The organism is Microcoleus sp. Pol7_B2 (assembly GCF_036701035.1).
Taxonomy (GTDB): Bacteria; Cyanobacteriota; Cyanobacteriia; order Cyanobacteriales; family Microcoleaceae; genus Microcoleus.
In genome coordinates, this window is record NZ_JAUBQB010000042.1 from 1 (window position 1) to 12,741 (window position 12,741).

12 protein-coding genes are annotated in these 12,741 nt (G+C 45.6%); 7 read left to right on the top strand and 5 right to left on the bottom strand.

Annotated features, from left to right (window positions below):
* Window positions 1-109 precede the first annotated feature (109 nt).
* From QUA57_RS16640 to QUA57_RS16660, 5 genes are all read left to right on the top strand, one after another.
* Entirely contained in the window at window positions 110-1,615 is a 1,506-nt protein-coding gene (locus tag QUA57_RS16640) for an HlyD family efflux transporter periplasmic adaptor subunit (protein ID WP_333062359.1), read from the top strand.
* Between the two features lie 34 nt (window positions 1,616-1,649).
* Window positions 1,650-2,282, top strand: a complete 633-nt coding sequence (locus tag QUA57_RS16645) for a Vat family streptogramin A O-acetyltransferase (protein ID WP_333062360.1) — start codon at window positions 1,650-1,652, stop codon at window positions 2,280-2,282.
* 46 nt (window positions 2,283-2,328) lie between these two features.
* Window positions 2,329-2,661, top strand: coding sequence for a DUF2834 domain-containing protein (locus QUA57_RS16650; RefSeq protein ID WP_333062361.1), 333 nt, complete (start codon window positions 2,329-2,331; stop codon window positions 2,659-2,661).
* Between the two features lie 37 nt (window positions 2,662-2,698).
* Window positions 2,699-3,853, top strand: coding sequence for an ABC transporter permease DevC (gene devC, locus QUA57_RS16655; RefSeq protein WP_333062363.1), 1,155 nt, complete (start codon window positions 2,699-2,701; stop codon window positions 3,851-3,853).
* Window positions 3,854-3,914: 61 nt separating this feature from the next.
* Window positions 3,915-4,652 carry a DevA family ABC transporter ATP-binding protein gene (locus QUA57_RS16660; RefSeq protein ID WP_333062365.1) on the top strand — a complete coding sequence of 246 codons (738 nt, stop codon included), beginning with the start codon at window positions 3,915-3,917 and terminating at the stop codon, window positions 4,650-4,652.
* Here QUA57_RS16660 and QUA57_RS16665 read toward each other — a convergent pair.
* The gene (locus QUA57_RS16665) at window positions 4,642-5,889 is read right to left on the bottom strand and encodes an aminotransferase class I/II-fold pyridoxal phosphate-dependent enzyme (protein WP_333062366.1); all 1,248 of its coding nucleotides are present in this window, start codon (window positions 5,887-5,889) and stop codon (window positions 4,642-4,644) included. The two genes, QUA57_RS16660 and QUA57_RS16665, sit on opposite strands and share 11 nt — an antisense overlap.
* 80 nt (window positions 5,890-5,969) lie before the next feature.
* Here QUA57_RS16665 and QUA57_RS16670 point away from each other — a divergent pair, with 80 nt between their 5' ends.
* Window positions 5,970-6,782 carry an acyl-CoA desaturase gene (locus tag QUA57_RS16670; protein WP_194063518.1) on the top strand — a complete coding sequence of 271 codons (813 nt, stop codon included), beginning with the start codon at window positions 5,970-5,972 and terminating at the stop codon, window positions 6,780-6,782.
* Window positions 6,783-7,141: 359 nt separating this feature from the next.
* Entirely contained in the window at window positions 7,142-7,960 is an 819-nt protein-coding gene (locus QUA57_RS16675) for a fatty acid desaturase (protein ID WP_333062368.1), read from the top strand.
* Window positions 7,961-8,096: 136 nt separating this feature from the next.
* Here QUA57_RS16675 and QUA57_RS16680 read toward each other — a convergent pair whose 3' ends face one another.
* The 4 genes from QUA57_RS16680 to QUA57_RS16695 all read right to left on the bottom strand — a co-directional run bounded on the left by QUA57_RS16680 (window position 8,097) and on the right by QUA57_RS16695 (window position 12,641).
* Window positions 8,097-8,942, bottom strand: a complete 846-nt coding sequence (locus QUA57_RS16680) for an ABC transporter permease (protein WP_333062370.1) — start codon at window positions 8,940-8,942, stop codon at window positions 8,097-8,099.
* Between the two features lie 97 nt (window positions 8,943-9,039).
* On the bottom strand, window positions 9,040-9,951 hold the full coding sequence (locus QUA57_RS16685; RefSeq protein WP_333062372.1) for an ABC transporter permease: 912 nt from the start codon (window positions 9,949-9,951) through the stop codon (window positions 9,040-9,042).
* A 154-nt stretch (window positions 9,952-10,105) separates the two neighbouring features.
* Window positions 10,106-11,236: a spermidine/putrescine ABC transporter substrate-binding protein gene (locus tag QUA57_RS16690; protein ID WP_333062373.1), complete on the bottom strand. Its 1,131-nt coding sequence runs from the start codon at window positions 11,234-11,236 to the stop codon at window positions 10,106-10,108.
* Between the two features lie 274 nt (window positions 11,237-11,510).
* Window positions 11,511-12,641 carry an ABC transporter ATP-binding protein gene (locus QUA57_RS16695; protein ID WP_333062374.1) on the bottom strand — a complete coding sequence of 377 codons (1,131 nt, stop codon included), beginning with the start codon at window positions 12,639-12,641 and terminating at the stop codon, window positions 11,511-11,513.
* Window positions 12,642-12,741: the final 100 nt, after the last annotated feature.

Sequence of the window (12,741 nt, forward strand, 5' to 3'; positions counted from 1 at the left end):
AGGTGCTGGTATCTACAAATCTCAGCTTAAGCTTTGTGAGTTTTCTTACAAAGACCCCTACTTTTCAAACATCCTCTTAGACAAAAATAGCTGCAAGTAGAGGAAAAGTATGAATTTTCAATCTTGGATAGAACCTAAAAATAGATTAGTAATCGGAATGGCAATTGCTGCCAGCATCATTACCAGCGGTACAGCTTTTTACGGGATTTCTCAGTTTGCACCGTTGGCTCAAAATACGGAACCTTTGCGTGCGGAAATACCGCCAGTGAGGAAAATAACAGCATTGGGAAGATTGGAACCGCAAGGAGAAGTGGTTCGCTTGGGAGTATCGCAAACTTTAGATGGCGATCGCATTTCCCAGCTTTTAGTCAAAGAGGGGGATCGAGTCAAAGCAGGACAACTAATTGCGATTTTGGATGCGCGCGATCGGCTGCAATCTGTTTTAGAAGAAGCTCAAGAGAAAGTCAAAGTTGCTCGATCCCGTTTAGCACAAGTAAAAGCTGGTGCAAAGTCGGGAGAACTTGCCGCACAATCTGCCACAATTGGCAAGCTAGAAGCGGAACTACAAGGCAACAAAACTGCACAACAAGCAACAGTCGATCGCCTGCAAGCACAATGGCAAGGCGACAGAACCGCACAGCAGGCAACTATCAGCCGAATCACGGCCCAGTGGCAAGGGGAGAGGAAAGCACAACAGGCAACAATTAGCCGAATAGCGGCACAATGGCAAGGAGAAAAAACTGCACAAATAGCAGCGATCGACAAATTGCAAGCCGAGTTTAATAATGCTAAAGCTGAAGATTTCCGACATCAGCAACTCGCGGGTGAAGGTGCAGTTTCTAAATCCGTAAGAGATACTAAGCGGCTGGCATTAGAAACAAGTCGGCAGCTAATTAAAGAAGCACAAGCTAATCTCAGCCGAATTAATAATACGGCAACGCAGCAACTTGAAGAAGCACAAGCAAACCTCGATCGCATTAACAATACAGCCAAACAGCAAATTAACGAAGCAGAAGCAAACCTAACTCGCATTAACAGTACATCAATCCAGCAGCTTAACGAAGCTCAATCAACACTCAAACGCATTCAAGAAACTGGCATCGCACAACTAGAAGAAGCGAAATCAACTCTTGACAAAATAGCCGAAGTGCGCCCCGTGGACGTGCAAGCAGCCGAAGCTGAGATCGAAAGTGCGATCGCCCAAGTGAAGCGCGCCCAAACCGAGTTAAATCAAGCTTCCATCCGCGCGCCAAATGCTGGAAAAATCCTGAAAATTCATACTCGTGCTGGTGAAAAAATCAGCGATGACGGGATTGCAGACTTAGGAAAAACTGACCAAATGGTAGTCGTTGCGGAAATTTATCAAACCGACATCAGCAAAATTAAGCTAGGACAAAAAGCAGCGGTTATTAGCCAAGCATTCTCAGGAGAGTTGCAGGGAACTGTCAAAGAGATTGCGTTAAAAGTAAGTAAACAAAATGTGTTTAGTAACCAACCAGGAGAAAACTTAGATAGCCGAGTAGTAGAAGTAAAAATTTACCTGAATCCTCAAGCTAGCAAACAAGTTGCGGGATTGACCAATTTGCAGGTACAAGTAGCAATTGAACAAAACTAAAGTCTTTACTAAAAACCTTGGAGGATTGAAAGTTATGGCAGAATTTGGCCCCGACCCGAACCGACCTTATCCGATGGCCGACCAGCGCAGGGTTTGCTTTATCAAAAACTTCATAAAATCCCCCAATATTATCGTCGGCGATTACTCATATTATGACGATCCAATAGAGCCAGAAAACTTCGAGAGAAACGTACTTTACCATTACGGGAGCGAGAAATTAATTATTGGTAAATTTTGTGCGATCGCCACTAACGTCAAATTCATTATGAACGGTGCAAATCACAAATTAGACGGCATTTCTACCTATCCTTTTCCCGTCTTTGGGAATGGTTGGGAAACAGCCATGAATCTATTAATCGAACTGCCAAGTAAAGGCGATACTGCGATCGGCAATGACGTTTGGATCGGCTATGAATCGGTGATTATGCCGGGAGTCAAAATCGGCGACGGTGCAATCGTGGCCGCCAAAACAGTTGTAGTAAAAGATGTTCCCGCTTACACCGTTGTCGGTGGAAACCCTGCACATTCAATCAGACAGCGTTTCAGCGATGCTGAAGTTGCACAACTATTAGAAATTCGGTGGTGGGATTGGGAAATTGGCAAGATTTCTCGCAACATTAACTTAATTATGCAATCTGATATTAAAGCGCTCAGTAATGCTGAGTAAACTCTCAAATATAGGGATTTAAGATTAACAAATATGAGGTTTTCCAATGCTTCAAATTGCATACTTAGTTCTCTGTATTCTGGGTACTGCTTTACCGTATTCCCAGTTTGTCTCGTTTCTCTTAGAAAAAGGTTTGAATATTAACGCTTTCTTCGGACAATTGTTTGCCAATCAAATTTCCGGCTTTTTTGGCATGGATGTAATCGTCTCTTCTGTGGTTTTTGGGTTTTTTGTATTGAGCGAAGGTTCGCGTCTTAAAATGAAAAACTTGTGGATTTATATTGCCACTAACTTACTGGTTGGTGTTTCCCTGGGTTTGCCTTTCTTTCTCCTAATGCGGCAACGCAAACTTGAAAAAACAGCTTTAAATAACCAATAATAAATTCCCAATTCCCAATTTTCAATTCCCAAAAATTATGTTTCGCAAAACACCCCTTGCATGGTTGCAAGTAACTAGAGAAAAAACCCGCCTCGCTGTTGCTATAGCAGGAATTGCCTTTGCAGATATTTTGATTTTTGTGCAACTGGGATTTCAAGATGCACTATTCGATTCTGCCGTTAAGCCCCACCAAAGTTTACAGACAGATTTAGTTTTAATCAATCCTCAATTTGAAACTTTTGCTGCGGTAAAAGACTTCAACCGAGAGCGACTTTACCAAGCACAAGGAGTAGAAGGAGTAAAATCCGTTACTTCCTTATATATTGGTATGGGAGAGTGGCGAAATCCCACAACCCGCACTACTCGATCGATTTTAATTTTTGGAATCGACCCGGGAAACATAACATTTAATTTGCCTGATGTCAATGAAAAATTGCCTCAAATTCAAATGTTTAATCATGTGTTGTTTGACCAATCTTCTCGACCTGAGTACGGCGAGATTGCCAATATTTTTCACAAACAATCTACTCTCGAAACTGAACTCAATAAACGCAATATTCAAGTAGGAGGAGTCTTTACTCTCGGTACTTCCTTCGTGGCTGACGGCAATGTCATTGCCAGCGATTCTACATTCATGAACTTATTTCCCGATCGCACACCCGATCGAGTTGATGTCGGCTTAATCAACCTACAACCCGATGCCGATATCAAAAAAACCCAGTCAATGCTCAAAGCTATATTGCCGGATGATGTCAAAGTTTTAACCCTAGCAGAATTTGCAGAAATTGAAAAAAGTTATTGGGCAAATGCTACTCCAATCGGCTTTATTTTCGGATTCGGTACAATTATCGGATTCGTTGTTGGTCTGATTATTGTTTACCAAATTCTTTACTCGGACGTTTCCGATCACTTAGCGGAATATGCGACTTTAAAAGCAATGGGATATAGCGATCGCTATTTAGTCGGAGTCTTAATTCAGGAAGCTCTGCTATTAGCTGTATTAGGTTTCATGCCGGGAATTGTTTTAGCTAACGGACTCTATTCGCTAGCACAATCTGCCACTTTACTGCCAATAGGGATGACAACAAATCGAGCGGTTGTAGTGTTAAGTTTGACGATCGTGATGTGTACCGGTTCCGGCGCCCTCGCCCTCCGCAAACTCCAATCAGCCGACCCAGCAGACATCTTCTAATCTGCGTTCATCAGCGTCAATCTGCCTGCATCTGCGGTCAAAAAAACTCCCAAAAATCCTTATGCAAACCCTAAATTTTCCCGCTAACCTAACTACTGCAACCGAACCAGTAATTTCAGTCCAAAACCTCAACCATTACTTCGGTCAAGGCTCTCTCAAAAAACAAGCCTTATTTGACATAAATCTCGACATCAACCCCGGAGAAATAGTCATTATGACGGGGCCCTCTGGTTCCGGCAAAACAACTTTATTGACAATGTTAGGCGGGCTGCGTTCGGCTCAAGAAGGCAGTCTCAAAATTCTTGGGCAAGAAATACACGGAGCTAGCAAAACTCAGTTAACTAAACTCAGAAAGCAAATTGGCTATATTTTTCAAGCACATAACTTGATGACATTCTTGACAGCCAAGCAAAATGTGCGAATGTCTTTGGAACTGCACACAGAAATGCTAAATCAGAATATGGATGCTTTGTCAATAGCTATGTTAGAAGCAGTGGGTTTGGGAGAGCGGGCTAATTATTACCCCGAAAATTTGTCGGGAGGGCAAAAACAAAGAGTTGCGATCGCCCGGGCGTTAGTCAGCCGCCCTAAAATAGTATTAGCAGACGAACCAACCGCTGCTTTGGACAAAAAATCCGGGCGAGATGTCGTAGAAATTATGCAAAAACTAGCAAAAGAACAGGGTTGCACGATTTTGCTAGTCACGCACGACAACCGCATTCTCGATATTGCCGATCGAATTATCTACATGGAAGACGGCCGTTTAGCCACAAATCCGCGTCTGGTAATTAGTGATTAGTCACTTTATTTGCTGGGCCCACAGCCTCGATCGCATCCTCAAGAGCGATCGATACATGAGTCCAATGAGTCCCCCCCTGACAAAAAGCCACGTAAGGCGGACGCAGAGGCCCGTCAGCCGAAAACTCCGACGTACTCCCATCAATAAAAGTACCCCCAGCCATCACCAACTGGCTCTCGTACCCGTGCATCGGAGCCGGCACCGGATCTAAATAGGAACCGACGGGGGAATTTTGCTGAACCGCCCGACAAAAAGCAATTAACTTATCAGCAGAACCGAATTCGATCGCCTGAATCACATCTCGTCTTCTAGCCAAAGGCATAGGATTCACTCGATAACCCAACTTATAAAAAACATAAGCCGTCAAATGATTGCCCTTCATCGCCTCCCCCACACAACCGGGAGCCATAAACAAACCCTGAAACAGCAAGCGATTCAAATCAAAAGTTGCGCCGCCGCTGCTGCCAATTCCTGGCGCCGTCAAGCGACAAGTTGCCGCCTCCACTAAATCAGCCCGGCCGGCGACGTAACCGCCAGCAGGGACGATCGTACCCCCCGGATTTTTGATTAAAGAACCAGCCATCAGATCCGCACCCACAGCAGTAGGTTCGCAATTTTCGACAAACTCGCCGTAACAATTATCAACAAAGCAAATTGTGTTAGGATTCTGATGTTTGACTACGGCGACGATTTTTTCAATCTCAGAAATAGACAAACTCGACCGCCAAGAATAGCCGCAAGAGCGCTGGATAAAAACCAGGCGAGTCTTTGCTGAAATAGTAGAGCTTAGTGCCTGCCAATCCAAACTTCCTTCGCGAGTTAGAGGCAACTCACGGTAACTAATGCCAAACTCAAGCAGTGAACCTTGACCTTGCCCCCGCAAGCCGATCACTTCTTCTAAAGTATCGTAGGGAGAACCAGCCACTGCCAACATTTCATCACCAGGACGCAGGATGCCAAAAAGAGCACAGGCGATCGCGTGAGTACCTGAAACAAACTGTACCCGGACAGCCGCCGCCTCTGCCCCTACCACTTCGGCAAATAACCCGTCCAAAGTCTCTCGACCCAAATCATCGTGGCCGTAACCCGTAACCCCTGCAAAATGGTGGACTCCAACCCGGTGGCTGCGAAAAGCTTTTAAGACTCGTTGAAGATTTTGCTTGACTGTAGTGTCAATACCAGAAAAAATCTGAAAGAGTGCCTGTTCTGCTTCCTGTAGCCGTGAAACGCTATTCATCTATACCTCGCTCACCCTTTGCGTGCGCGCTGTTCATTATGGCGTAGATGCGGCCCCTAGTTTGTAAACATAATATATTCATGACGATTGCAACTTCCAAAAAAACTTCTCCTGATTGGCCTGTCGTAGGCTTTATGGCCTTTCTGCACATCGGTGCTTTATTTGCCTTGCTGCCGGGTAATTTTAGCTGGTCTGCTGTCGGGCTAGCAGTCTTTCTGCATTGGGTAACAGGTGGTTTAGGAATTACTCTCGGATTTCACCGCCTTGTCACGCACCGCAGTTTTCAAACACCGAAATGGCTAGAGTATTTTCTAGTTATTTGCGGTACCCTTTCCTGTGAAGGTGGCCCGATCGACTGGGTAGGAATGCACCGGTTACACCACATACATTCCGACACCGAAACAGATCCCCACGATTCCAATCAAGGCTTCTGGTGGAGCCACATGGGCTGGATGCTCTCGGATCTCCCGATCAGAGTGGAAATCCCCCGCTTTACTAAAGACATCGGCGACGACCCAGTATACAAGTTTCTCCAAGCATATTTTATCCCCATCCAAGTTGTCTTCGGTGTGTTGCTTTATTTATTAGGCGGCTGGTCTTTCGTGGTTTGGGGCGTGTTTATGCGGATCGTGGTGGTGTTCCACTGCACTTGGCTGGTTAACAGCGCTACCCACAAATTCGGCTACCGCACCTACGAGTCGGGCGATCGCTCGACCAACTGCTGGTGGGTTGCCCTGCTTACCTACGGCGAAGGCTGGCACAACAACCACCACGCTTTTCAATACTCGGCTCGCCACGGCCTTCAATGGTGGGAAATCGACTTCACCTGGATGACAATTCAACTGCTGCAATCGCTGGGTTTGGCAACCAAAGTGAAATTAGCAGAAAAATAGCGATCGGCAATTAGTCATTGGTTGTAGGTCATCAGTTATGGACTAATGGCTGGTCACCAATGCCTAATCCTGTTTTTTGCGAGCGGTATAGGTTGGGTTGAACACAGATCGAATCCTCTGGTGCGATCGACCCAACCAAAACCAGAATCCGTTATAATATAATTGGGAACAAAAAATTTTGTTGGGCAGCCAAATTTTTTATTTTCAAAATACAACCGTAAATCTTTTTCAATCCTAATCCCAAATCTATCATTGATTCTTTATTAGTTTGGGCAAGTGTGCAGCAAAAAAGTTCACTGCTCAATCCAAACTATTATGCGTGAATCCCGGTCGGCATCTCATCAGAAATCAAAAAAAGAATGACAATAGCAACGCAAGAAAAACTCCAATACAATTGGAAGCACGTTATTAGTTTAGCAGGACTTCATATCGGCGCTTTGTTCGCACTGCTACCCAGTAACTTCAATTGGACAGCAGTTGGTTTAACAGTATTCATGCACTGGATAACAGGCGGTTTGGGAATAACTCTCGGATGGCATCGTATGCTCACCCACCGCAGTTTTCAGACACCCAAATTCGTAGAATACTTTCTAGCATTTTGCGGAGCCCTTGCCTGTCAAGGAGGAATAATTGATTGGGTTGGGCTGCACCGATTGCACCACACCCACTCTGACCAAAATGCGCTCGACCCTCACAATGCCCAAAAGGGTTTTTGGTGGAGTCACATCGGCTGGATGCTCTATAAAGGTCCAGCTCACGCTGAAATTTCCCGCTGCACAAAAGACATTTCAAGCGACCCCTTTTATCAATTTTTGCAAAATTACTTTCTGCCAATTCAAATCGCCTTTGGCGTCTTGCTTTACTTAGCAGCAGGCTGGCCTTTTGTAGTTTGGGTAATTTTTGTCCGCTTAGTTTTCGTTTATCACTGCACCTGGTTTGTTAACAGCGCCACTCACAAATTTGGCTACCGCACTTACGAAACGGAAGATAGTTCTACTAACTGTTGGTGGGTTGCGCTGTTGACTTATGGCGAAGGCTGGCACAACAACCACCACGCTTTTCAATACTCTGCACGTCACGGTATGAATTGGTGGGAAATTGACTTCACTTGGATGACAATTCAAGTCTTGGAAGCACTAGGTTTGGCTACTAAGGTGAAATTACCAGCAGCAAAATAGCAGCAATTCAGTCCTAGACGCAGAACCTCTGTAGGGTTTCAACTGCGTACCTTACCGCCTCAGAAACCCGGTTTCTCAAAGAAACCGGGTTTTTTGGTGAATAATAACCAATGACCAATGACCAATGACCAATCAACTAATGAGTCCGTTTTTGCTCGCCCCGGCCGCGCAAATATTCCGCTAAAAAAGCCAATCCTCCCGAACCTACTATCAACAGCACGCTGAGAGCATTAATATCCGGTTTAACGCCAGTCCGAATCCGGCTAAAAATTTCCATCGGCAGAGTTGTAGTCCCGCTACCTGCGGTAAAACTCGCAATCAAAAAATCGTCCATGCTGAGGACAAAAGATAGCAGACAACCCGACACAATTCCGGGTATTAATTGAGGGAGCAAAACCTGAATAAAAGCTTCAACAGGCGTTGCACCCAAATCCAAGGCAGCCTCTTCTAAATACGGGTTTAAATCTGCCAATCTAGTAGAAACAGCTAGGGCGATGTAAGCCAGACAAAACACAATGTGAGCGGCGACAATTGTCCACAAACTCAGAGGAATAGCCAAGGCTGCTAAAAATACCAGAGTAGCAACTGCGGTCGCAATATCTGGAATAATAATCGGCAAGTAGGAAACTCCCTGATATAAACTCTTGCCAGGAAAGCGGTAGCGGGCTAAACCAACTGCCATCAAAGTGCCGAGTACAGCAGAGATTGCAACTGCACAAACAGCCACTGTTAAACTGTTTCTCAGGGCAACTAAAATCCGCGTATCGCTAAATAATTTAACGTACCAATCTAAAGTAAATCCTTCCCAGCCGGCGCTAAAACGCGATTTGTTAAAGCTGTAAAATGTGAGTACCAGGATGGGCAGGTACATATAAAAAAACATCAAAACGGCAAATATTAACTGCCAAGAAACCTTAAATTTAGGTTTTAAGTACATATCTGCTTGTATTTCCTCCTGTGGATTGTCGGCGGTATTTTCCATTTCTCGGTAATCGGTAATTGGTAATCGGTAATTGGTAATACGTTAGGATTGTTTTATTCCTTATTACTTATTCCTTATTCCTTATTCCTTTAACATCCTAAATTGCATTACGATCGCCATATTTGAGCAAAAGGGCAATTCCGATACTCACTGCAAAGATTAATACCATACTCAGAGCCGAACCCAGCCCCCAATTTTGAGTTGCCCCCAAAAACTGATTGTAAATCAAACGAGCCGCCGTCATGCTCGAAGCTCCACCGAGCAACTCCGGATCGACAAAATCGCCCAAACTGCTAATAAATACTAGCAAAGAACCCGCAGCAATTCCCGGCATCGTCTGAGGTACTGTCACTTTCCAGAAAGTTTCCACTGGATTCGCGCCCAAATCCTGAGATGCTTCTAGCAACCTGCGGTCTAACTTTTCCAAAGATGCGTAGAGAATTGTCACGATATAAGGCAAATAACTGTAAGCCATGCCGATTAGAACTGCGGAACTTTGATTGAGCAATTCTAAAGGAGGGATGCCCAAAATTCCCAGGAGCGAGTTGAGAACACCCGTAGGACGCAAAATTGTAATCCAAGCATACGATCGCAACAGCGAAGAAGTCCACAGCGGCAGCACAAAGCCTAACAAAGTTAAATTACGCCACTTTTTCGAGACATTGAGGGCGATCCAGTAAGCGACGGGAAATCCCAGCAGCAAACACAGAATAGTAGTCCCCGTTGCGAAAAAGAGAGAGCGACCCATCACCTGTAAATTCAGCGGCTCAAACACTCTCAGGTAATTGCCGATTCCCGAAGGATTCACCAAATCTCCCGGCTTAATATTCGGCACCAAACTAAGCTGAAAAATCACCAAAGTTGGTATGACTAATAATAAAAGCAGCAACAAGCCAGAAGGGCCGAGCAATGCCAGTGGCCCAGCCCAAGCAGACCACGGGGAAACAGTTTCAGCCTTCAAAGGAGAATTGGGAGGAATAGGAGGGGGAGTTCTAGTTGAAACAGCCATAAATCAATTTTTTTGAGTTTTTAACCGCTGATGAACGCGGGTTAACGCGGATATAATACGGATAGAGTGGGCGCTCTGCTTTAGGGGGGCAGGTTGATGTATATATTGGGTAAGAATCAGAGATTTCCTGTAAAACCCGCCCTAGGTTTGATGATTAGCCGCTGGTTAATTGAGTCCAATAGCGATCGTACACTTCCATAAATTTCCCTACCGGAGCCACACCTTCGCACTTTTTCAAAACAGATTCCGGAGGGAAAAGAATGTCGTTTTCGCGAACTTCCGGCGGCAACAAACTAAAAGCATCTTCCGAAGGAGTTGAAAAACTGAGCCGCTCTACTAAAGAAGCAGCGACATCGGGTTGCAGCATAAAGTTAATCCATTTATAAGCTGCTTCGGGATTGGGAGAACTTTTAGGAATTACTAAAGTGTCAGTCCACAGAGAAGAACCGCTTTTGGGGACGACATACTTCAATTTATCGTTATCTGAAATTACTTCATTCGCATCAGAAGAATAACACATAGCTACCTTCAAATCCCCTGTCAGCATTTGCGGCCGCCAAGCATCAGTAGTAAAAGATGCGATCGCCGGTTTGAGTTCCACCAACTTTTCGTAAGCTTGTTTCACTTGCTCTTGGTTCGTAGAATTCAGAGAATAGCCCAGCATCCGCAACGCAGCGCCCATGACTTCTCGAACATCACTCGCCAGCGTCATTCGCTTTGCTAACTCCTGTTTGTGCTGCCACAAATATTCCCAATCTTCAGGAGCTTCTTTGAGTTGTTCGGTGTTGTAAATCAAGCCTGTGGTTCCCCAACTCAAAGGCACGCTGTAGCGGTTTCCTGGGTCATAAACAGGGTTTTGGAACTGTTTTCTGAGCCGATCGATCCCGCCCAAACTCGAGTGGTCTAATGGACTCAACAGCCCGAGTTCCGTCATTTGAACCACCATGTAGTCCGACGGGTAAATGATGCTGTAGGCGCGCGCGCCACCGGCTTGAACTCTCGCCAGCATCTCTTCGTTGGAGCTAAACACGTCGGCCACTACGCGAATGCCGGTTTTTTCGGCAAAGCGATCGAGCAAAGCTTCATCGGTATAGCCTGCCCAAGTATAGATGAAAAGTTGGTCGGCAGCACCTTTGACGGCAGGAGCAGATTGTACGTCTGCAAGTCGCCAGCCGCAACTCGAAACAGCTAACCCGGAAATTGTCGCCGCCGAATTTTTTAGGAACTGACGGCGTGTAGAATTAGCCGGAAAAATCCTGGAAATTGGTAAGTTAGTCGGAGGCACAGTTAGATTTTAGATTTTAGATTTTAGATTTTAGATTGGGGAATTGGGGATTGGGAAATTCGATTTTAGATTTTAGATTTTAGATTGGGAAATTAGGGATTGGGAAATTAGATTAAATCGGTTAAATCCCGTAGACTGCTCGTTACCCAACTTCCCTGCAACATCCATCCGTTAAATCGGTTAAATCCCGTACACTGTTCGTTGCCGAACTTCCCGACCTCCGTGACATCCGTTTAATCTCGATCGCGTGTTCGTTGTCGAACTTCCTTCGTAATTATGCTCGATCGGTCAAAGCGAGACAATCAGTAGTTCCCCAATAAGCGTAAATCGGCGTGTGCGGGTCTGGGAAAGAACCGCCGGTATTTGGCTGGCGCACCGTAATTTTATCGCCCGACGCCAACTCAACGACGTAATGAACGTGCGTGCCCATGTACATAGTATTTTTGAGCCGCCCTTCAAAACAGTTGACCGACACTTCCGGCTGGTAGAGATTCAAATATACTTTTTCCGGCCGAATGCTGACCACCACAGAGTCGCCTGTGACACCACTCCACATATCCGACTGCTGAACGACTATTTTCAGATTGGCTGATGTGCGAACTGTGATAGTCGATCGGTCGATCGACTCCACCGTACCAGAAAACAAATTCGTATCCCCAATAAAATCCGCCACAAAAGCCGTCTGCGGGCACTCATAAATTTCTTCAGGAGAGCCAATTTGCTCGATCCTCCCCTCGTGCATCACCGCAATCCGGTCAGACAGACTCATCGCCTCTTCTTGGTCGTGAGTCACCATCACAAAAGTCAAACCCAATTCTTGATGCAAATTCGACAGTTCCAACTGCATTTGCTTCCGCAACTTCAAATCCAGAGCACCCAGAGGTTCGTCCAGCAGCAAAACCGCCGGTCGATTTACCAGAGCTCTCGCCAAAGCCACCCGCTGCTGCTGGCCGCCCGACATTTGAGCGGGAAACCTGTTGGCGAAAGATTCCATTTTCACCAATTGCAAAACTTCCCGTACCCGTTCTTCAATTTCTGCTTTCCCCAGCTTTTTTATCCGCAATCCAAAAGCGATATTGTCCCAGACATTCATGTGTCCGAACAAAGCATAGCTTTGAAACACAGTATTTACCGGACGGCGGTAAGCTGGAGTGTTGGTCATCGACTGGCCCCGAATCATCAATTCGCCCGCCGAGGGAGTCTCGAACCCAGCGATTAACCGCAGGGTCGTAGTCTTGCCGCAGCCGCTAGGCCCGAGAATGCTAAAAAATTCTCCTTGGCGGATGTTGAGGTCAACTCCGCGGACTGCGGTTTCGCCGTTAAATACCTTAAAGACCTTGCGGAGTTCAACGTCAAGCGCTGTATCCGTTGCTGTCGTACCTTGGTTGAGTGCTGTCTGAAACATATTCGCCCTTTCCTGGGGGTAATGCACGCTACTTAAATACAGTTTAAGTTTAGACTTTTCTGTATTTTAGGTGAGGAATGTTGGATGTAACAGGTTTTGG

Bases quoted from the DNA above. Each gene is read 5' to 3' on its own strand.
- QUA57_RS16640 (WP_333062359.1), top strand. From the start codon at position 110: ATGAATTTTCAATCTTGGATAGAACCTAAAAATAGATTAGTAATCGGA.
- QUA57_RS16670 (WP_194063518.1), top strand. From the start codon at position 5,970: ATGACGATTGCAACTTCCAAAAAAACTTCTCCTGATTGGCCTGTCGTA.
- QUA57_RS16660 (WP_333062365.1), top strand. From the start codon at position 3,915: ATGCAAACCCTAAATTTTCCCGCTAACCTAACTACTGCAACCGAACCA.
- QUA57_RS16685 (WP_333062372.1), bottom strand. From the start codon at position 9,951: ATGGCTGTTTCAACTAGAACTCCCCCTCCTATTCCTCCCAATTCTCCT.
- QUA57_RS16665 (WP_333062366.1), bottom strand. From the start codon at position 5,889: ATGAATAGCGTTTCACGGCTACAGGAAGCAGAACAGGCACTCTTTCAG.
- QUA57_RS16650 (WP_333062361.1), top strand. From the start codon at position 2,329: ATGCTTCAAATTGCATACTTAGTTCTCTGTATTCTGGGTACTGCTTTA.
- QUA57_RS16675 (WP_333062368.1), top strand. From the start codon at position 7,142: ATGACAATAGCAACGCAAGAAAAACTCCAATACAATTGGAAGCACGTT.
- devC (WP_333062363.1), top strand. From the start codon at position 2,699: ATGTTTCGCAAAACACCCCTTGCATGGTTGCAAGTAACTAGAGAAAAA.
- QUA57_RS16695 (WP_333062374.1), bottom strand. From the start codon at position 12,641: ATGTTTCAGACAGCACTCAACCAAGGTACGACAGCAACGGATACAGCG.
- QUA57_RS16680 (WP_333062370.1), bottom strand. From the start codon at position 8,942: ATGGAAAATACCGCCGACAATCCACAGGAGGAAATACAAGCAGATATG.
- QUA57_RS16645 (WP_333062360.1), top strand. From the start codon at position 1,650: ATGGCAGAATTTGGCCCCGACCCGAACCGACCTTATCCGATGGCCGAC.